Origin of the sequence: Acinetobacter zhairuonensis, from assembly GCF_022601715.1 — a bacterium.
Classification (GTDB): domain Bacteria; phylum Pseudomonadota; class Gammaproteobacteria; order Pseudomonadales; family Moraxellaceae; genus Acinetobacter.
Genome location: NZ_JAKVIM010000002.1, coordinates 1 through 19,969, shown reverse-complemented (window position 1 = coordinate 19,969; position 19,969 = coordinate 1). Strand labels below are relative to the sequence as shown.

General features: G+C 41.5%; 18 protein-coding genes and 1 riboswitch. Of the genes, 10 read left to right on the top strand and 8 right to left on the bottom strand.

Translation table 11 applies throughout. The annotated features are described in order from the left end of the window. Positions 1 to 48: 48 nt before the first annotated feature. From MKI85_RS01900 to uca, 4 genes are all read left to right on the top strand, one after another. The gene (locus MKI85_RS01900; protein WP_241624476.1) at positions 49 to 1,113 is read left to right on the top strand and encodes a diguanylate cyclase; all 1,065 of its coding nucleotides are present in this window, start codon (positions 49 to 51) and stop codon (positions 1,111 to 1,113) included. A 165-nt stretch (positions 1,114 to 1,278) separates the two neighbouring features. Then, positions 1,279 to 1,375: riboswitch (guanidine-I (ykkC/yxkD leader) on the top strand. A 29-nt stretch (positions 1,376 to 1,404) separates the two neighbouring features. Then, positions 1,405 to 2,148, top strand: coding sequence for an urea amidolyase associated protein UAAP1 (locus tag MKI85_RS01895; protein WP_241624474.1), 744 nt, complete (start codon positions 1,405 to 1,407; stop codon positions 2,146 to 2,148). An 18-nt stretch (positions 2,149 to 2,166) separates the two neighbouring features. Next, on the top strand, positions 2,167 to 2,817 hold the full coding sequence (locus MKI85_RS01890) for an urea amidolyase associated protein UAAP2 (protein ID WP_241624472.1): 651 nt from the start codon (positions 2,167 to 2,169) through the stop codon (positions 2,815 to 2,817). 5 nt (positions 2,818 to 2,822) lie between these two features. Continuing rightward, positions 2,823 to 6,428 carry an urea carboxylase gene (gene uca, locus MKI85_RS01885; protein WP_241624470.1) on the top strand — a complete coding sequence of 1,202 codons (3,606 nt, stop codon included), beginning with the start codon at positions 2,823 to 2,825 and terminating at the stop codon, positions 6,426 to 6,428. Positions 6,429 to 6,492: 64 nt separating this feature from the next. On the opposite strand, the gene MKI85_RS01880 is transcribed toward uca, so the two are convergent. Then, a complete protein-coding gene (locus MKI85_RS01880) occupies positions 6,493 to 8,484 on the bottom strand; it encodes an AAA family ATPase (RefSeq protein WP_241624468.1) in 1,992 nt (663 codons plus the stop codon). Positions 8,485 to 8,739: 255 nt separating this feature from the next. Between MKI85_RS01880 and MKI85_RS01875 the strand changes: the two genes are divergently transcribed. The 3 genes from MKI85_RS01875 to MKI85_RS01865 are packed head-to-tail and all read left to right on the top strand — an operon-like array spanning position 8,740 to position 10,353. Beyond that, positions 8,740 to 8,871 carry a hypothetical protein gene (locus tag MKI85_RS01875; protein ID WP_413351067.1) on the top strand — a complete coding sequence of 44 codons (132 nt, stop codon included), beginning with the start codon at positions 8,740 to 8,742 and terminating at the stop codon, positions 8,869 to 8,871. Between the two features lie 3 nt (positions 8,872 to 8,874). After that, the gene (locus tag MKI85_RS01870) at positions 8,875 to 9,312 is read left to right on the top strand and encodes a CopG family ribbon-helix-helix protein (protein ID WP_241624466.1); all 438 of its coding nucleotides are present in this window, start codon (positions 8,875 to 8,877) and stop codon (positions 9,310 to 9,312) included. Positions 9,313 to 9,330: 18 nt separating this feature from the next. After that, the gene (locus MKI85_RS01865) at positions 9,331 to 10,353 is read left to right on the top strand and encodes an ABC transporter substrate-binding protein (protein WP_241624464.1); all 1,023 of its coding nucleotides are present in this window, start codon (positions 9,331 to 9,333) and stop codon (positions 10,351 to 10,353) included. Between the two features lie 65 nt (positions 10,354 to 10,418). Here the strand turns inward: MKI85_RS01865 and MKI85_RS01860 are convergent, their stop codons facing one another. From MKI85_RS01860 to chrA, 6 genes are all read right to left on the bottom strand, one after another. Further along, positions 10,419 to 10,748: an SMR family transporter gene (locus MKI85_RS01860; RefSeq protein WP_241624853.1), complete on the bottom strand. Its 330-nt coding sequence runs from the start codon at positions 10,746 to 10,748 to the stop codon at positions 10,419 to 10,421. A 15-nt stretch (positions 10,749 to 10,763) separates the two neighbouring features. Then, entirely contained in the window at positions 10,764 to 11,654 is an 891-nt protein-coding gene (locus MKI85_RS01855; protein WP_241624462.1) for a hypothetical protein, read from the bottom strand. Further along, entirely contained in the window at positions 11,651 to 12,655 is a 1,005-nt protein-coding gene (locus tag MKI85_RS01850; protein WP_241624460.1) for an isopenicillin N synthase family dioxygenase, read from the bottom strand. Before MKI85_RS01850 ends, MKI85_RS01855 begins: the two co-directional genes overlap by 4 nt. 81 nt (positions 12,656 to 12,736) lie before the next feature. Then, positions 12,737 to 13,621, bottom strand: coding sequence for an ABC transporter ATP-binding protein (locus tag MKI85_RS01845; RefSeq protein WP_241624458.1), 885 nt, complete (start codon positions 13,619 to 13,621; stop codon positions 12,737 to 12,739). Then, entirely contained in the window at positions 13,621 to 14,565 is a 945-nt protein-coding gene (locus MKI85_RS01840) for an ABC transporter permease (RefSeq protein WP_241624456.1), read from the bottom strand. Before MKI85_RS01840 ends, MKI85_RS01845 begins: the two co-directional genes overlap by 1 nt. Positions 14,566 to 14,747: 182 nt before the next feature. After that, positions 14,748 to 16,100 carry a chromate efflux transporter gene (gene chrA / locus MKI85_RS01835; protein ID WP_241624454.1) on the bottom strand — a complete coding sequence of 451 codons (1,353 nt, stop codon included), beginning with the start codon at positions 16,098 to 16,100 and terminating at the stop codon, positions 14,748 to 14,750. Positions 16,101 to 16,435: 335 nt separating this feature from the next. On the opposite strand from chrA, the gene MKI85_RS01830 reads away from it, so the two are divergent. Beyond that, on the top strand, positions 16,436 to 17,314 hold the full coding sequence (locus tag MKI85_RS01830; protein WP_241624452.1) for a homocysteine S-methyltransferase family protein: 879 nt from the start codon (positions 16,436 to 16,438) through the stop codon (positions 17,312 to 17,314). Positions 17,315 to 17,323: 9 nt separating this feature from the next. Next, positions 17,324 to 18,646, top strand: a complete 1,323-nt coding sequence (locus MKI85_RS01825) for a basic amino acid/polyamine antiporter (RefSeq protein ID WP_241624449.1) — start codon at positions 17,324 to 17,326, stop codon at positions 18,644 to 18,646. Between the two features lie 104 nt (positions 18,647 to 18,750). On the opposite strand, the gene pcaU is transcribed toward MKI85_RS01825, so the two are convergent. Then, positions 18,751 to 19,575, bottom strand: a complete 825-nt coding sequence (gene pcaU, locus MKI85_RS01820; RefSeq protein ID WP_241624447.1) for an IclR family transcriptional regulator PcaU — start codon at positions 19,573 to 19,575, stop codon at positions 18,751 to 18,753. Between the two features lie 278 nt (positions 19,576 to 19,853). Between pcaU and MKI85_RS01815 the strand changes: the two genes are divergently transcribed. Then, positions 19,854 to 19,969 (top strand): CoA-transferase (locus tag MKI85_RS01815; RefSeq protein ID WP_281070016.1); only part of this gene is annotated, 116 nt, incomplete at its 3' end.

Sequence of the window (19,969 nt, the reverse complement as noted above, 5' to 3'; positions counted from 1 at the left end):
AATTTGCTACATTATAGAAAATTATTCTCATTTAGCATTAGGTTAAATATGTCTTACATCGTTCCAGATGAAGAATTATTACAAACGCGAACGAAAAAATTCCTCAAGCGAATTTTTGTTATGCGTCAGCTTGGAACGATTTTGTGTTTTTTTCCTATTCTGTCTGTATTGCATGACATGCATTATGGCAATACCTATTTAACTTTGTTGGCGGTGAATGCATTTATCTGGCCGAGTTTGGCTTATCTAATTAGTAAAAATTCAAGTGATCCTGTTAAAACAGAACAAACCAGTTTGATTTTAGACACCATGTTTGGTGGAGCATGGATTGGCGTGATGGGTTTAAGTCCTATGCCATCTTTTATCATTCTGGCGGTGTTTATTGCAGACCGTTATGCCGCAGGCGGATGGAAACTGTTAGCGCCTTCAATTCTAGGCTTTACTATTTCATTGTTTGGCATTTGGTTATTGGTTGGCATGCCTTTGACGCTCACCTTTAGTCCACATACCGTTTGGCTGACCATTCCATTAGCCACTTTATATTTAATTGCACTGAGTATTTTGTCTCGAAAATTATCAACCAATTTAAGCCAGAAAAATCGTCAATTTGAACGGATTGCCTTGATGGATCCGCGCTTACATATTCCCAACCGCCGCTTGTTCGAGCAGCGTCTAGCCAGTACCTTTGTACAAACTCAACGCGGCAATCATACGGCATTTTTAATGTTGATAGATGTGGATCATTTTAAGGACATTAATGATACCTATGGTCATGAAATGGGGGATTATGTACTGATTGAGCTGTCTAATATTCTAAGAGAATCGATTCAAACTAAGGATATTCCAGCCCGATTTGGAGGCGATGAATTGGCGGTAATTGTACTGGATAGTAGCTCGCAGGAAATTATGCAATTGTCTCAAACCATTTTGGACAAAGTACGCCATTTTCGATTACCCAGTAATCCAGATTTTCGCATGAGTATCAGTATTGGAATTTCTTCTGCGGCAGCAGCGGGTTCGACGACCGACTGGCTCAAGATGGCAGATCAGGCTTTATATGAAGTAAAACGCCAAGGACGTGATGGTGTGCAATACATTTGTGAAATGAGTTAATAGAGATCATCCTTTCCTTTCATCATTAATTTTAAAATTGCTGTTTTTGTGGTGCATAAAAGTACCAATTTCTTTCTTTTGCCTCATCTTTGTTCAAAACAGTATTACGGATGATAAAAATCGTAATACTAAATTGGCACAGCCTTTGCTTAATCATGACTATGAAAAAAAGTGATCTAGGGTTCCGATACGTGCGCGTATGTCCGAGACCGAGAGTTCACGGTTCGAGAGAACTACACGGCGGGATAAAAGCCCGGGAGGTCATGCGAATCCACCGAAGAGGTAACAGCAATGGGCTTACAGCAATATCATAATAATCAAACTCTCTGGACTGAGGTTTTGCCGGGCGGGCATCACTGGTCGGGACGTATTCAAAAAGGTGCGGTTCTTCGTTTTAAAGCACGCTCGAAACATGCCAATGTTTCGCTGTTCTGTGTTAATGCTGCCGATAAACTGGAGCGCTTTAACATGCCAGACAGTTTGAAGGGACAACATACCGCGTATTTAACTGTTGGTCATGTACTGTATTCAGACCTTGGACGTGTCATGGCTTCTATCGTCACGGATGAGCATGGCTGGAATGACGTGCTATGTGGTGCAAGCCGTGCTGAACAGATTGCAGCACAATATGGTCAGCAAAACTTTCAATCTGCACGCAATGCCATGTATCAAAGTGGGGTGGATGGCTTATTGGTGGAAATGGTGAAGAGTTCTTTAGGACAAACTGACTTAAGTGCCACCTTGAATTTATTTTCCAAAGTTGCGCCGAACGATGCAGGCGAACTCTCTTATGTGACTGCTGACAATACCGATCAGGTGATTGAGCTGCGCTTTGAAATGGACTGTTTGCTGTTCTTGTCTGCTGCACCGCATGCGTTAGATCAAAATCCTCGCTATCAACCTGCGGACATTCAGCTGTCTCTGTTTAAAGCCAATCCTTTGAGTGAGCATGATATTTGTCGTGATTCATGTGCCCAAAACCAGCGCGCATTTCAAAACAATGCACGTTATTTCGCATTATCTGATGCTTGCTAATCACACGGGAGAACAGTCATGACAGTATTACAAAATTTTGAAAAAACAGTATTAAGTGAAGTGTGTTCTGCGGGCGAAGCATGGATGTGCGAGGTTAAACAAGGGCAATATTTCCGCATTATCGATTTAGAAGGAAATCAGGCCGTCGATACATTGTTTATCAGTGCTGAAAACCCAGAAGAGCGCTATAGCGCAACCGATACCTTGGCGATGAACCGTCAGATTTATTTAGAAAAAGGCACCACGTTATACAGTAATTTGGCACGTCCAATGGCCGTGATTCACGATGACAACTGTGGTCGGCATGACACACTCGGTGGTGCATGTTCATGTGAAAGCAATACGGTTCGTTATGCGCATGACACCTACCCAATGCATAGCTGCCGCAATAATTTTATGTATGCCTTAGCCAAGCATCCTGTTGCATTAAAGCATGGTTTAAATGTGCGCCATATTGGTCCGAACATTAATTTCTTTATGAATGTACCTGTTACCGCAGATGGTCATTTGAAATTTGATGATGGCATTTCAGCCGCAGGGAAATATGTGGAAATTCAAGCACAGATGGATTTGATTGTGCTGATTTCAAATTGCCCACAACTGAATAATCCGTGTAATGCCTATAACCCAACGCCCATCCAACTGATTGTGCGTGAAGCTGCGGAGTAAGACCTATGTTTAATAAAGTCCTCATTGCGAACCGTGGTGCAATTGCCTGCCGTATTATCAGAACCCTCCAAAAATTGGGGATTCAATCTGTAGCGGTTTATTCAGAAGCGGATCAAGATTCTTTGCATGTAACCATGGCAGATGAAGCCATCTGTATTGGTGCTGCACCCGCCAGCCAAAGTTATTTAAATATTGAAAAAATCCTCGAAGTAGCCAAGCAAACAGGCGCAGAAGCGATTCATCCTGGTTATGGTTTTTTATCGGAAAATGCCGAGTTTTCTGATTTATGTGAAGCCGTAGGAATTGCCTTTATTGGTCCAACTTCTGCACAAATGCGAGATTTTGGGTTAAAACATACCGCACGTGAATTGGCGATTCAGAACCGAGTCCCGCTTTTACCGGGGAGTGGCTTGTTGGCTGATGAAGCTGAGGCTTTGGCACAAGCTGAACTGATTGGCTACCCCGTGATGCTAAAAAGTACCGCGGGTGGTGGCGGAATTGGCATGCGTTTGGTCTGGAATGCAGAAGAACTGAAAGATGCCTATCAAACTGTTTCCTATTTGGCACAAGCCAACTTTAAAGATGCGGGCTTGTATTTAGAAAAATTTGTGCAAAACGCCCGTCACATTGAAGTGCAAATCTTTGGGGATGGTCAAGGTCAGGTCTTGGCACTAGGTGAGCGTGATTGTTCGGTACAACGCCGTAACCAGAAAGTGATTGAAGAAACGCCTGCACCACATTTGTCAGACGAACAGCGTGATTATCTGCAACAGGTGGCAATTCAACTGATGCAATCGGTGCACTACCGTTCTGCGGGTACGGTTGAATTTGTGATGGATACCGATACCCAAGAGTTCTACTTCTTGGAAGTGAATACCCGCTTACAAGTCGAACATGGTGTGACCGAGCAGGTTTATGCCGTGGACTTGGTGGAATGGATGGTGACTTTAGCCAGTGGTGATTGGATTGCTCCAACGGCAGCATTACAGTCTCAAGGGCATTCCATTCAAGTGCGCTTATATGCGGAAGACCCGATTAAAAACTTCCAACCGAGTGCAGGAGTACTCACTGAAGTAGAATTTGATCCAGATTGTCGCGTTGAAACTTGGGTGGAAACAGGCTCGAATGTCTCTTCCTATTATGACCCAATGATTGCCAAAATTATTGTGACAGCAGCAGATCGTAATACCGCGATTCAAGCCATGAGCGCGGGGTTGGCAAATACGCAAGTAGCAGGAATTGAAACCAATCTAGAGTATTTACAAAATATTGTTGCCGGTGAGGTGTTTCAAGCAGGCACGCAGACTACACGTTTCTTAAATAGCTTTACTTGGAAAACTCAAAAGATTGAGGTGTTACAGGCGGGTATTCAAACTTCGATTCAGGATGTTACAGGGCGCTTAGGATATTGGGATGTAGGTGTACCACCATCAGGTGCGATTGATCCCTTTTCTTTGAATGTTGCCAATCAACTGTTGGGAAATGAGAAAAATACTGCGGGTTTGGAATGTACTCTGCAAGGTCCAAGCCTGAAATTTCATTGCGATAGTCAAATTGTCCTCACGGGTGGCGAGATGCCAAGCACACTGGATGGTGTCAGCATTCCAATGTGGCAAACCATCAATGTGAAGAAAGGGCAAATCCTGAAATGTGGCAAAATTAGCTCAGGTTGTCGCAGTTATATCGGGATCAAAGGTGGCTTTAAAGTTCCTGAGTATTTAGGCTCGCAAGCGACATTTACCTTAGGTCAGTTTGGTGGTCACGCAGGTCGTAATTTGCTAGTCGGGGATATGTTGCCGATCAGATCTTTTAGCGATCAGCCTATACATGCTTTAAATCAGGAGCAAATCCCTATATTCAATTCGCATTGGGAAATTGCGGTGATGTATGGTCCGCATGGTGCACCTGACTTTTTCACCAAGCAAGATATTGAAACCTTTTTTGAACATGAATTTGAAATTCACTTCAACTCAAGCCGTACAGGTATTCGTCTGATTGGACCAAAACCTGAATGGGCGCGTGAAGATGGTGGCGAGGCGGGCTTACACCCATCCAATATTCACGATAATGCTTATGCCATTGGCGCAATCGACTTTACTGGTGATATGCCGATTATCTTGGGTCCTGATGGTCCGAGTTTGGGTGGTTTCGTCTGTCCTGCGGTGGTGATTCATTCTGAATTATGGAAATTAGGACAATTAAAAGCGGGAGACAAAGTCAAATTTGTACCTGTCAGTTATCACCAAGCCAAGCAGCTCAATCAAGACTATCAAGCCATGCTGGATGCTGCATCACCTGAAAACATTCACTATGCGCAAGCGGTGCAAGCCGAACCGATCACTTTAAATCATGTAATTCTGGATACTTGTAAGGGGAATGGAGTACGCCCAGACGTGGTTTATCGTCCTGCGGGGAACCATTACCTGTTGGTGGAATATGGTGAGCTAGTGCTGGATTTGAATCTGCGCTTCCGTATTCATGCATTAATGCAGTGGATGAAAGCGCAAAATATCAAGGGCATTATTGATTTGACTCCGGGTATTCGTTCACTGCAAATTCATTATGACTGTTTGGTGCTGGATCAAACCGATTTACTGCGATTGCTGGAAGTCGCGGAAGAACAACTCCCAGATATTGCTGAAATGCAGGTGCCATCGCGGACCGTGTATTTGCCTTTGGCGTGGGAAGATTCGCAAACTCAATTGGCAACTGAACGCTATAGCCAAATTGTGCGTGCCGATGCACCGTGGTGTCCTGATAACATCGAGTTTATTCGCCGTATTAATGGTTTGGACTCCAAACAGGCGGTGAAAGATGTGGTCTATAACGCCAGTTATTTGGTGATGGGACTGGGCGATGTGTATTTGGGCGCGCCTGTGGCAACGCCTTTAGACCCGCGTCAACGATTAGTGACCACCAAATATAACCCTGCACGAACTTGGACACCTGAAAATGCCGTCGGCATTGGCGGTGCTTATATGTGCGTGTACGGCATGGAAGGTCCGGGCGGTTATCAGTTTGTAGGTCGTACCACGCAAATGTGGAGTCGCTACCGTAAAAATGCCAATTTTGAGGATGGTAAACCGTGGTTACTGCGCTTCTTTGACCAGATTAAATTCTATGAAGTGTCTGAAGTTGAATTGATGCAGATGCGTGAAGATTTTAAAGCAGGACGTTTAAACCTTCGCGTTGAAGAAGGCGTGTTGAACCTGAAAGAATACAATCAGTTCTTGCAGGAAAATGCTGATACCATTCAAGCTTTTAAGCACACGCAACAAAGTAACTTTGAAGCCGAACGCCGTCGCTGGCATGAAGCTGGTTTGTCAGAATATGTCTCGGAAAGTCTAGATGCGGTGGATGATGGCGAAGCAGTACTGATTCCAGACGGTGGCTGTGCGGTAGAGTCGCATATGCCAGGTTCAATTTGGAAAATTGAATGTCAGGCGGGGGATGTGGTGGAAGAAGGTGCAACTTTGGCAGTGATAGAAGCCATGAAAATTGAGATTCCAATTTTGGCACCTGAACGTATGAAAGTTGAAGCCATTACCATTGAAAAAGGGCAAACTGTGAAAACAGGGCAAGTGTTGTTTACATTGGCGCCGGTGGCTTAGATTGTTTTTGTTCCACTTCTAGAATAGAAATAATTTTATTTTAGAAGTGGTTTTCTATTTGGTTCTATTGGTTGCTAGATTCAATATGAGTAAAGATTCGTTCGCAAAGATCTCTTGCAGAGTCAGTTAATTCCCATTCAACATGATCCATTAAGGTTAAGACTAAACGGCAAAATTTTAGTTTCTCTTTAATTGTTCCAGATGCATCAGAAAAGCATTTTTTGGGTTTATCATCAGCAGTTCTGGGGTCTCCAACCTTAATTTTTGTATCAATGGTTTTTCCAATACCATTTGATTTATGAAAATAATTTGTGTCCTCTAGTAATAAATTAATATTAAATCCATCTTTAGTGACAGTCTGCATTCCTTCTATTGAAAGGAAATTATTTAGTCTTGTTTTTAGATTTTCATCACTCTCTAGAGCTTTATTCAAACCAGAGAATTTAATATGACAAGCCATATTAATTAAATTTGTTGGTAGTGTATTTTCAGTTTCTTTACATTGTAATAATACAAATCGTTTACCTAGTGTTTGATTCAGTTGTTCTACACGGTTGCCTTTAGATTGAATATCACCATCTGCAATCAAAAGAACACTACTTGTGGTAAGTAGGGCATTCATACCTTGATTATTAAGATGTTCTGTAAATTCATCACTAAAGTCCCAATGCACTAAGTTACTACCTGCATACTCCACAAAGGTATAGTGATAATTTGGCATAAAGCGGAGATATTTCTTATATAACACTTCGTTGGATTTTTTTAGTTCACTTAGATACTTCTCCATATACTTAGTAATATAGAGACGATCTGTAATGCCCTCGACCCAAATTGTGCAATTGGCTAAGTACACAGAAGAGGGTTTAACCCCTAAAGAAGCAAGTAAGTCTCGATCACGGTCACAGCGATAAATTTTAAAATCAAACTTAGATGAATCAGATTGATTTAGCTCTTTGACAAACTTTTGGATGATCACTTGATCGGATTCATCAGCCATATCTAATAGATGATTGGAATGAGTCGTAAAGAAATAATAGTGTTTGGTTTCGTTTAGGTAGAAATTCATCAATTGACGAACCATGCCTGCATGCATGTGTAATTCAGGCTCTTCAATAAAAAATGCGTGAACTTGTTCATTGCCTTCTAAATCTTGTCTTTTTATAAAAGTCTCATAGGTCAAGATAATTGCTTGTTGTAATCCATCCCCAAGTTGTGAAATTGGGAATTGTTTGTCTTTACCAATTTTAATATTGACTACATCTTGGTCATGTTTAGGAATGAGTGAAACAGGGTCATTATCAAAAAAATACTGACTGAGCTTTTCTTCATAACTTTTAATCAAGTCACGTTGTTCAGGCTCACCAAGTAGATGGATTTTTAGCTCATGATAAAGGCATTCACCTGTAATAATATTTGATGAATTGTATTTTTCTCGATCCTGAAAATAGTCTTTCTGTGCACGTTCGATGTAGGGTAGCTTATTTTCTATTTCTGTAACGGGACGCATTCCACGTAGTATTGGTAAATATAGCTTGTCATCTGAGAAACAGTTCCGTGATTCAATTTGAAGTATGTTATTTTCGATCTTTGTTAAAAGATTTCTAAAATCCGAATTAGATGTATGAGAATCTAATTGATAACGATTAAGTGTAGTTAAAATTTGTGAAAACCAGTTTTTCAATACTTCAAACTTAAATTTCAAAGAGTCTAAATATCTTAAATCTTCTATTATTTTTACTTTTTCTGTGTGAGGTAGAGGTGAAAACCCATCTGACCTCCACGAGTTATCTGTGCCATGTTGCGTAGGTCTATGAAACTTATTTTTTTCTAAAAAATAAATTAGATTATCTATTTCAATTTGAAGATCATATTTTTGAAATTCTTTAAAAGTTTTCTTTGCTTGAAATAATTTTCTTAAAAACCGACTCTTACCAGCATTATTTTTACCAATAAAAAAGTTCAATCGTTTTATTTCTATCACCTGATCATAGTCTTCTTCATTGTAAGCACTATAGTCTTCTAAATTTTCAGCCCAATAATAGAGTTTGTTGTTCATCTTTAAATATACGTAAGTTTTTTATAAACACATGATATTACATAAAAATAGAAAGTTGAATCTAATCAAGAAAATCTCAAATTATGTCTAATTAATTGTCATGCCCCGTATTAGCACAAGACTAAATTTTCTGCACAAATAATAAGCTTTTTCAGTCCATAAAACCGTAAATATCCTCCATCAAACTGGCACGCTTTCTGCATTTATTCGAGTAATACAAAATTCGAATTTGGTAATACCAAAGAGGAGCCACAGATGCAAAAGCCGCAGAATCAAGCCAAGAAGACATCACAGTTCTTTAAACAGTTTTTACTGGAGTTGTTGAGTGTGAGAGCTGGCTTTTATATCAAGCAAGACCCTCATCACCCTGAATCATTGCGGAAGTGAACTGTGCCTAAACCTAAACTTGCCCGAATCAGTGTCACGGTGCCAGAAAGTACCTTAAGTGCGCTGGATCAGAAAATTGTCGATCAAGGCTATGAAAGCCGTTCGCAAGCCATTGTCGACATGATTCACAAACACTTAATTGCGGTAGAAGAACAACAAAATGCGGTCATGGTGGGAACGCTAACCTTGCTGTATGACGCCAGTTCCATGCCATTACGGGTGCAGTTGATGGATTTGCAACAGCAATATTTAGAACAAGTGATTAGCTCGCTGCATATCCAATTGGATGAGCAAAAAATTATGGAAGTCATGCTCATGCAGGGCAAAAGTGCAGAATTAAAATTAATGAGCCAGCAATTTATTGCCTTGAAAGGGGTCATTAACGGACACCTTGAACTGATGGATGCGGTGATGCCACCAATCCCACAAAATGTCGAATAATCTTAGGGGAACCTGAAAATGATGAAAAAAGCAGTGTTATCAATGTCAGTAGTTGCGGGTATTTTACTCTCAGGTTGTGACAATACCGCCAAAGTACCTGAAGCTGAAAAGAAGACTGAAACAGCAGCAGCGACTCAGGCAATGACCATTGGCTATAGTGACTGGCCTGGTTTTGTGGCTTGGCAAGTTGCCATTGAAAAAGGCTGGTTAAAAGATGCAGGCTTAATTGTCGAATTTAAATGGTTTGATTATTCGGCTTCATTGTCGGCATTTGCAGCGAACCAGTTAGATGCGGTTTTGGTCACCAATGGTGATAATTTGGTGACGGCATCGGGCGGAACCAAAGGCATCATGATTATGGCAACCGACTATTCTGCGGGGAATGATGTGATTATTGCCAAAGAAGGCATTAACAGCATTGCAGATTTAAAAGGGAAATCGATTGCGACTGAAAAAGGCTTGGTGGATCACCTGTTACTTTCAACTGCATTAACTGATGCCAAAATTCCATTTGCAGATGTGAAGCTGGTTAATTCAATGACCAATGAATTACCACAAGTATTTGCAAGCAAAGATATTGATGCAATTGCGGTATGGCAACCTGTGGCGAATCAGGCATTAAAATCGGTGGCGGGTTCGAAAATTATTTATACCTCTAAAGATAAACCGGGTCTGATTTATGACACCTTGACTGTGAATATGAGTCATTTGGCTGCCAATAAAGAACAGTGGGCGAAGCTGATTCAAGTCTGGGATAAAACGGTAAAATATATTAATGACCCAGCAACTCATGCCGATGCTGTAAAAATCATGTCGAATCGCGTTGGGGTTGATCCGCAGCAGTATGAACAGTTTATTGGCGGTACGAATTTATTAGATTTGGCTGCAAACAAGAAAGTATTTACCAAAAGCTCTGGCTTTGAATCGCTTTATGGTTCAACTTATCATGTGAATGAATTTAATGTGACCAACGGGATTTATAAAACTAAATTGGACGTGGATGGCTTAATTTATCCAGAGTTGGTGCAAGCAGCGCAATAAGTAAAGTCAGAATACGAAAAGCCCAGAATTGATCTGGGCTTTTTGTTGGATGAACTAAATAAAAATTAAAGGTGGGTACTTTGAGAAAAAATATTAATCACCAAAATGCCTGAAATCATTAAAGCTAAACCAATTAAGGCAGGAAAATCGAGTTGTTGTTTAAAGCCAAACCAGCCCACCAGCGAAATGAGGATAATCCCTGCACCTGACCAAATGGCGTAAGCAATGCCCATTGGGATGGTTTTTAAGGTTAAAGATAGAAAATACAAGGCTATGGCATAACCCAATACTGTTATCGCAGATGGAATCAGGACACTAAAGCCTTGTGAGGCTTTTAAGGCTGAAGTGGCAATCACTTCAGCAATAATTGCAATACCTAAATAAATGAATGCTATCAAGAAATCACCTATTTATAATGTGGCTTGAGCATGGTGTAACAGATGCTCAGCTTCTTGAGCGAGCCAAGTTTGACTTGCATCCGAAGTGGTCGTTTGAGTTTGAAAAGTGTGGTGTGGCTGATACATGTCTACGTTGAAATATAAGGCATAAGCTTCACCTTCAATCTCTTTCACCTGTCTTAATTTATTTTCACTGACGCGTTCAAAACTCTCTAGTTGAACGGGCTGATGTAAACGATGATTCTGAGTACTGAATTGAACGCCTTGTGACAGGGTGCCGACTGAAACTTCAAATTGATTGATCTGTTCTAAACTAACCCCAGCAGCATGTGCCTCTGCTAGATCGCTAAAGGATTCTAAGGCTTGCTGATTTTGTGGTAGTCGAGACTGCGCATAAGCCACCCAATCACCACAAATAATCAGACCAGCATCGAGCTGAATGAGGGTATTTGATTTGAGATGAATGGCTTTTTCTAAACGTAAGCCTAAGTACATGCCTTGACTGGCTTGCTGACGCCAATCTTCTACATAGGCATTACTGGGTGAAAACTCCAAAATACAGTTGCCAATGCAATGCAGTGTTGCAGGTTCAGGCCATTGAATGTGGTTTTGATAGTTGGCATGTGGCTCAACCTGCCAAGACAGCAGTTGCTGTTGACTGTCCCAATGGGTTTGTCCAAGCCAGCCTTGTCGTTGCAGTATTGGGGTTTGAGTGACATCTTTAAGCCGTAAATCTATGGTAAAAGATTTGGATTGAAACCAGTAGACGATGGTTTTCTCATCCGTCGCACCATTACAAAAGCTGATGCTTTTGCGTCGGAATGTACCCAGTAAAGCAGTTGGAAGTTGTAATGTGGCAAGATCCGTTGGGGGCAGTTCAGCAGATAATTCGATGAGATTCATGACAATTCCTTTTGTTCATTGAGACCAAAGGAATACAACGGACGTGCATTTTGCAGCACGATTTCCCCCGATGCGACTTTTTGCTTTAAATAATGAAAGGTCTGTGCAGTTTGATTGAATAGGTGTTCACCGCCTTTCAAAGGGGCATAAAGAGGTTGATCGGTATCGATCACAGGTTGAATCACATAGTCGTAATCACACGAGAAGAATAACGGGAAGGAATAACGCTCTTGTTGCACTTTTTTCACACGATGTTTGGTGGCTAAGTAACGTCCATTGGACAGAATTTCCATCATGTCACCAATGTTCATCACTAATGTGTTTTCAAGTAAGGGAATATCGATCCATTCCCCTTGTTTATTCAGAACTTGTAGACCAGGCGCTGTCGGAAGGAGTAAGGTAAAACATTCATAATCGGTATGTGCTCCCATACCTTCTTGGTCTTGTGCCTGTGGATTGAACGGATAGTGAATCAGTCGCAGTTGACTTGGCGCATGGGCAATATGTGCATCAAAATAGGTTTCCTTTAAACCTAGGGCTAGAGCAAAACACTGGAACAATTGCTGACCAATATCTTTTAGATGTTGATAATACTCCGATACATGCTGTTTAAATTCTGCATCTTCGGGCCACTGGGTCGGTCCCACTAAAGGGCGCCGTTGTTCTGTGCCCAAATAGTCATAATTCACATCATAAGATTCTTTAAGGTCATAGACATTTTTGACAAATTGTTCCTCTCCAATCGGAACATAGCCACTATGATTTTCGGAAAAACCAATGTAGTGCTGCATTTTAATGTGCTCTTCACGGGCAAAATATTGCGCACTAATCCGACATAAATTCTCAAAGAGTTCGGGTTGGAATTGCTCACCTTTTAAATATAAAAATCCGACTTCTTTACAGGCTTGATCGAGTGCCTGTGCAACAGATGAACGATCTTCAAGATTGGGGCTGTTGAGTTTTGAAATTTCTACCAGTGGTAATACATAATCCGATTGCATGATCATCACCAAAAGTTGGTCGTCCAACGTATTGTTCAACACTTTGGGTCGTCCCAAAGGTTATGATTATTTATAAGTGTCTTATTTGTGTGTACTGACTTGTGTCATACGTGGAATTTTAGGCAGTTCTTCAAGTGCGGGATCGAGTTCATCTTCCTGTGCATGGACCAAGGCATCGACACGTTCGCGTAAGCGTTTAAATTCGGGCGTAAGCATCAGTTCTGCATTGCGTGGTCGCGGTAAATCCACCTCAATAATTTCTTTAATTTCCCCTGGATTGGCTTTTAGTGCGACAATTCGATCTGCCAGTAAAATGGCTTCGTCCATATCATGGGTAACAAAAATAATGGTGATGTCGATGTTCTGCCATAAATCCATTAAATGCCTTTGCATTTTTTGTCGGGTATGCGGGTCGAGTGCACCAAAAGGTTCATCCATGAGCAATATTTTCGGTTGATTGACCAGTGCGCGGGCAATCGCAACCCGTTGTTTCATCCCGCCTGAAAGTTGGTGCGGGTACTGATTTTCATATTTTTCTAAGCCGATAATATTAATCCATTCCCGCGCATGTGCTTCTGCGGAGGCATGACTGGCACCTTTCATTAGTGGACCGAACATCACGTTTTCTTTTACGGTTTTCCACGGAAACAGGGTATAACCCTGAAACACCATGCCACGTTCAGGACTTGGTCCAGTAATAGGCAAACCATCCACCAATAATTCACCGCTGTGATAGGGGTCGAGTCCCGCCACCACACGGCTAAAAGTCGATTTACCACAACCTGAAGGACCAATGACACAGATAAACTCGCGCTTATGAATTTTAAGATCCAGTTGATTCAAGATAGTCCGTTGGGTCTTGCCATGCTGAAATACTTGCGTGAGTTGTTTGGCTTCTAAAATCACAGGGCGTTGATAAATCTGTTCAAAATGTTGTTTCGCATCAAAATTTGAGTGGGTCGTCATTATTTTGCTCCTGCTTTCCATGTGAACATGCGTTCGCCCAGTTTCATTAAAATTACGTCACAGACCAGTCCAATCACACCAATAATCAGGATGGCGGCATAGACATTGTCAAAATTTTGGTAGCGCGCTTGTTGGGTAATAAACCAAGTGATCCCCGAGGTGGTGCCAATCAATTCAGACACAATTAAATAGGTCCATGCCCAACCCAGTAATACGCGTAAATCACGGTATATATCGGGCATTGCAGCAGGAATCACCACATGGAATAGGCTTTTCATTTTATTGGTGCCAAGGGTATAGCCTGCTTCAATCAAACCGCGATCGACCATGCGTGTAGTATTGGCAATAATCAGGATTTGTTGGAACAGCGTGCCAATTACAATAATTGCGACTTTAGGTGCATCATTAATGCCAAGAATGGCAACCGCCAGTGCGCCAAAAGCAGGTGCCGGAAGGTAACGGAAGAACTCGACAAAAGGTTCGGTCAGTGTTGAAATTTTGAATGAGAAACCACACAAAATGCCTAAAGGAATACCGACTAAAGAAGATAAGAAAAAAGCGGTAAACACCAGCTTGATACTATGCCAGAGACTTTGATGAAACCAAGGCGCATCCGCTTGCACAGGTGGGGTGGTAAAAGCGGTAAATAATGCGGTTGCAACTTCATCGGGTGCAGGCAGATAAATGGGATTGACCAGTTTGCCTTGAGGTGGCGCATCACCCTGATTGACTGCACTTTGTGCTTCATTATAGAACAGAGTTTTATCGACCCGACTGTCGACTTGGAAGTAAGACACACTGCCAGAATCGGTAATTTGAACTTGTGGATGCCAAATAAAGGGTAAATAGCTAACCGCACACCAGATTAAGATTGGAATGAGAAACGAGCAAAAGCCCAGAATCAGCTTGTTTTTGTGGTTAAGTTCAGTTGCAACATAGCCCATAGTGCTTGCCCACCTAGTATTACGAATTTTTAAAAGCGTAATACTTTTAAGCAAAATGGATGCCAATGCCTTAAAAACCAACAACTCAAGTGAGCAGGTTTAAATTTTCTGTATTAAGTCCGATGGAAATAATCATGCGAGATGATATTGGATCAAATCCATTTTCAGACTGAATCATTCCCCTAAAAGAGATAAACCAGCAAGCCCAAAACCGCAGAGATGAACAGCACTTTCATTACATTCCATTCAAAATAGAACAGTAAGGCAGTTGCCATTAGAGTTAAGAGTAGGGCAATCCAGTCGAGCTCTGCCGAAAAGCCTTGCGGCCACAACACATGATAGGCAAAAAATAATGCCAGATTCAGAATCACACCCACCACCGCTGCGGTAATGGCGGTTAAGGGTGCGGTTAACTTGATTTGATGCTGTGTAGATTCAATTAGGGGTGCACCAGCTAAAATAAAAATAAATGAAAATAAAAAGGTAAACCAAGTCGCGATACAAGCCCCGATGACACCTGCCAAAAACACATGCTCATTGCCGAGTACAGCTTGACTAAATCCGCCTAAAAACCCGACATAGGCAACAATCATAATTAAAGGCCCCGGGGTGCTTTCACCTAAAGCCAGACCATCGATCATTTGACTGGCACTGAGCCAGCCATAATGATGCACAGCACCCTGATACACATAAGGCAAGACCGCATAAGCACCGCCAAAGGTCAGTAAAGCGGCTTTGGTAAAAAACCAAGCCATTTGCGTATAAGGATGCTCCCATCCCAAACTGAGACTTAAGCTCAACATGGGTAGACACCATAAGATTGCACCAAATAGCACGACTTTGAACAGCCGTGACCATTTGAACATGGCATGTGCTGGCGTAGGAGTATGATCATCAATATAGGCTGGACCATAATCTTGAGTTGGTGTGGCGTGTTGTGAAGTGTCACTTAAATATTGCGGGAAATATTGACCCAAAATAAAGCCTAGAAGGGCAGCCGCTAAAATAATTAACGGGAAGGGCAGCTTGAGGATAAAAATTGAGATAAAAGCCATAGCGGCAATTATCCATAAAATTCTATTTTTTAATGAACGTTTGGCAATACGATAGGTGGCGTGAAACACAATCGCCGTGACCGCAGGCTTAATGCCATAAAATAAGCCCGCAATGAAGGGAACATCACCAAACTGAATGTAAATCCAAGAAAGCCCGATGATTAAAAACAATGAAGGCAAAATAAACAGCAGCCCAGCCACAAGCGCCCCCATGGTTTTATGCATTAACCAGCCAATATAGGTCGCCAATTGTTGTGCTTCTGGACCAGGTAACAACATGCAGTAATTGAGTGCATGTAAAAAACGTTTTTCAGAAATCCATTTTTTGTTTTCCACCAGCTCCTGATGCATTAATGCAATTTGCCCCGCTGGACCACCGAAACTGATCCAACCCAATTTCCACCAAAATTTTAGGGCGTTCCAAAAAGGAATAGTCTGGACATCTGAACTTTCGGAGGGTGGTAGAGGAGGTTGATTCATGGGCTTGCCTGAGAGGTCATACAGCATTATTGGTACTGGATTAATTTATTTTAGCTTGATTCAGCATGGGTTTTTGTTGATCTAGCATTTTGCTGGAAGATTCTTTCACAATGAAGAAAATCATTTGTTGAATGATACATTCGTGATTTTTATGTTTCCTAATTACCATGATTTTGAATGAAGCTGATGCATTTAGCATGTAGATTATGGACTTTAATTATTAGAAAAATGAATTTTGATTAGCTGAAATAAAGATATTGTTTGGAGGATTCAAGCATTAATACTTTTCAGAAATTCTCTATAATCAGCATCTTTCTTTAATATAACTTAACTTTATGAAAATATTAGATGGTGGTTTCGGTCGTGAGCTTGCGCGTAGAGGCGCACCTTTTAGACAACCTGAATGGTCGGCTTTGGCTTTAACGGAAGCGCCAGAAATTGTTAAACAGGTTCATTTAGACTTTATTAAAGCGGGTGCAGAAGTCATCACCACCAATAATTATGCGGTGGTTCCATTTCATATTGGTGAGCAACGCTTTGCAAATGAAGTGACGAGCTTGGTGAAAGTTGCGGTAACGCAGGCGAAAAATGCTGTGGCAGAGAGTGGTAAAGATGTTCGCATCGCGGGTTGTCTGCCGCCGTTATTTGGTTCTTACCGTGCTGACTTATTCAAAGAAGCTGAAGCTCAAACTTTAGCAAAGCCAATTATTGCAGCGCTTTCGCCAGATGTAGATTTTTGGCTGGCAGAGACACAATCTTGTCTTAAAGAAGTTGAAACAGTACATGCGTTATTACCGCAAGATGACCGTGAATTTTGGGTCTCGTTTACCTTGCAAGATGAAATTCGACTTGAACATCCTTTGTTGCGTTCGGGTGAAAGCCTAGAACAAGCTGCTGAGCTGATTACACGTTTGAATGTGAATGCTGTATTGTTTAATTGTTGTCAGCCAGAAGTGGTATTACAAGCCATTCGAGAAATTAAGACACTCTTGCCTGAGACAGTGCAAATTGGGGCTTATGCCAATGCCTTTCCTCCACAGAACAGCGAAGCCACTGCAAATGATGGTTTGGATGAAATCCGTGCCGATCTGAATCCTGAGTTGTATTTGAACTTTGCACGACAATGGCAAGCCGCAGGTGCAACTTTAATTGGGGGCTGCTGTGGTATTGGTCCTGAACATATTGCAGAACTTTCTCAATTTTTTAAACAGTAATACTTTCCTATGTCTACAGCTAAAATTGGCTTACTTTCCCTCACCGCCTTAGTGTTTAGTTCTATGGTGGGTTCGGGAGTATTTAGCCTGCCACAAAATATGGCTGCAGTGGCAAATGGTCAGGCATTACTGCTTGCTTGGCTCATTACTGGAGTCGGCATTCTTTTCCTAGCCTTTGCACTGCTTTTTTTAACCCGACAACGCCCTGACCTTGATGGTGGTATTTATAACTATGCCCGAGAGGGCTTTGGTGAACTGATTGGCTTCTGTTCTGCTTGGGGCTATTGGTTATGTACCACCATTGGGATTGTCGGATATGTTGTGATTGCCTTTGCAGGTGTGGGTTTATTTACCGATAGTCCTGAACATGTGTATTTCGGTGAAGGCAATACGATATATGCGCTGATTGGTTCATCCATTTTTGTCTGGATTGTACATTGGTTGGTGAGTCAGGGCATTAAAGAAGCAGCATTGGTCAACTTAATTGCAACCATTGCCAAGATTGTGCCTTTGGTGATCTTTATTGCTTGTAGTTTTGTCGCGTTTAAACTGGATCTATTTAAACTGAATTTTAGCGATTTTACTTTGCAAGTGCCGGTTTGGGATCAAGTCCGTAATCTGATGCTCATTACCCTATGGGTTTTTACAGGGATTGAAGGGGCAGTGGTGTTATCCTCCCGTGCCAAGAAACGAAGTGATATTGGTCGTGCTACCGTGTTGGGTGTGTTGTTAGCACTCAGTTTTTATGTGATGGTCACTGTGCTGGCTTATGGGGTAACGGGGCGTGCTGAAATTGCCAATATGCCTAACCCCTCTATGGCAACCATTTTGGAGCAACTGATTGGACTGCCTGGGACCATTATTATTACCCTTGGTTTGATTATTTCGGTGAGTTCTTCTTATTTAAGTTGGACTTTGTTCGCCACAGAAATTCCATTTTTGGCGGCTAAAAACAAAGCATTTCCTGCTGTGTTTTTAAAGACTAATCAAAACGGTGTGCCAATTGCATCGCTATGGTTAACTTCAATTGTGGTACAGGTTTCCCTCATCGCCGTGTGCTTCTTTGACAAGAACTACACGCAATTATTGCTGATTTCATCTGTAATGATTCTTTTGCCATATTTCTTGGTTTCAGCATTCTATTTAAAAGAATCGGTCAGGAATAAACGCAGCAAACATATTTGGATTGCAGCAGTCGCAGTGATTTATGCGGCTTGGTTGCTTTATGCAGCAGGGGTTTCATTGCTTTTGTTATCAGGATGCTTGTATTTATTGGGCTTACTGATCTTTTTCTATAGCCGATTAAGCTATAAAAAAGTGGCATTAGAGTGAGTCTCTAAATATAAAAGACCGCTTCATTAAAGCGGTCTTTTTATTTTAGATGGTTATGGAAAAAGCAAGCACATTTAACTATCACAAGGTGTACTTCTGCTTTTTTATAAAATATTGCGTAATTCCCGCGCCGTTTCCTGTAACAAAGGCAGAATATGTTGGATCAGGTATTCTTTGGTGGTGCGGGTCGTTGGAGACACAATATTCAGTGCAGCAATGACTTTGGATGATTGCGCATAAATGGGTACAGCCAGTGCATGTACCCCTAATTCATGTTCTTCACTGGAATAGCACCAATCCTGTTCTTTAATCTCATGCAGTAAGTTTAAAAAAGTTGCGTTGTCTGTATGGGTATATTTGGTTAAACGTTGCAGTGGATATTTCTCTAGCCATTCGCTCTGTTCATTAGGCTCTAAATGTGCCAGTAAAATTTTACCTGCAGAGGTGGCATGTGCAGGCAAGCGGTTACCCAAATGTAAACCATAAGGATTGACGCGGTCTGTTTGCTGATGTGCTGCACTACGGGCAATGGTAATGGCTTCATAACCATCCAGCACCATCACGGAAAAAATCAGTGATGTTTGATTGGTGAGTAGATTTAGCAGGGGTTGAGAGATTTTCGGAAGTTGTGCGCCACTCAGATAAGCACCTGAAAACTTTAGAATTTTAGGAGTCAGATAAAAATAATGACCATCCGATTCTAAATAGCCTAAATATTCAAGCGTGAGTAAATGACGCCGTGCAGCTGCTCGGGTCATTCCTGTACGTTCGGCAGCCATGGAAATATTCAAGCGATGACGGTCGGCACCAAAACAATCCAGAATAGCCATGCCTTTACTGATTCCTGCCACAAAGTCTTCATGGCGAATAATTTTTTTATTGTCTTTATTTTGCAGCAGCTTTTCAGTTTTATTTAAATCCGAATCCATGACTGGTTTCCCTAAATTTTTAAGTATTCGCTTTTTTTACTATAGCGTGAAATCAGACTGAAAAAATCAGGTTTTGTTCGATAGTAGGTAAAAAAGTTCGATGATCGAACAATAACCGGTCTGACCATCTAGCTTAAACCCCATAAATGATAAAAAATGAACACATAAGGAAATCAAACTAAAAGACTAGGGAATGTTGTTTTAGCTCAATCATCTTCCAGTATAAGTGAGATTTCCGCGCCTTTTCAAATTTGCTTGATGCACAATGGAGTTATCTAATGATAGATAAAAGTGCGGCATCCCTCGAGGAAGTGCTCTCCCAAATCACCGACGGCTCAACCATCATGATTGGTGGTTTTGGCACAGCAGGACAGCCTGCTGAACTGATCGATGG

Bases quoted from the DNA above. Each gene is read 5' to 3' on its own strand.
- MKI85_RS01900 (WP_241624476.1), top strand. From the start codon at position 49: ATGTCTTACATCGTTCCAGATGAAGAATTATTACAAACGCGAACGAAA.
- MKI85_RS01895 (WP_241624474.1), top strand. From the start codon at position 1,405: ATGGGCTTACAGCAATATCATAATAATCAAACTCTCTGGACTGAGGTT.
- MKI85_RS01890 (WP_241624472.1), top strand. From the start codon at position 2,167: ATGACAGTATTACAAAATTTTGAAAAAACAGTATTAAGTGAAGTGTGT.
- uca (WP_241624470.1), top strand. From the start codon at position 2,823: ATGTTTAATAAAGTCCTCATTGCGAACCGTGGTGCAATTGCCTGCCGT.
- MKI85_RS01880 (WP_241624468.1), bottom strand. From the start codon at position 8,484: ATGAACAACAAACTCTATTATTGGGCTGAAAATTTAGAAGACTATAGT.
- MKI85_RS01875 (WP_413351067.1), top strand. From the start codon at position 8,740: ATGCAAAAGCCGCAGAATCAAGCCAAGAAGACATCACAGTTCTTTAAA.
- MKI85_RS01865 (WP_241624464.1), top strand. From the start codon at position 9,331: ATGATGAAAAAAGCAGTGTTATCAATGTCAGTAGTTGCGGGTATTTTA.
- MKI85_RS01855 (WP_241624462.1), bottom strand. From the start codon at position 11,654: ATGAATCTCATCGAATTATCTGCTGAACTGCCCCCAACGGATCTTGCC.
- MKI85_RS01850 (WP_241624460.1), bottom strand. From the start codon at position 12,655: ATGCAATCGGATTATGTATTACCACTGGTAGAAATTTCAAAACTCAAC.
- MKI85_RS01845 (WP_241624458.1), bottom strand. From the start codon at position 13,621: ATGACGACCCACTCAAATTTTGATGCGAAACAACATTTTGAACAGATT.
- MKI85_RS01840 (WP_241624456.1), bottom strand. From the start codon at position 14,565: ATGGGCTATGTTGCAACTGAACTTAACCACAAAAACAAGCTGATTCTG.
- chrA (WP_241624454.1), bottom strand. From the start codon at position 16,100: ATGAATCAACCTCCTCTACCACCCTCCGAAAGTTCAGATGTCCAGACT.
- MKI85_RS01830 (WP_241624452.1), top strand. From the start codon at position 16,436: ATGAAAATATTAGATGGTGGTTTCGGTCGTGAGCTTGCGCGTAGAGGC.
- MKI85_RS01825 (WP_241624449.1), top strand. From the start codon at position 17,324: ATGTCTACAGCTAAAATTGGCTTACTTTCCCTCACCGCCTTAGTGTTT.
- pcaU (WP_241624447.1), bottom strand. From the start codon at position 19,575: ATGGATTCGGATTTAAATAAAACTGAAAAGCTGCTGCAAAATAAAGAC.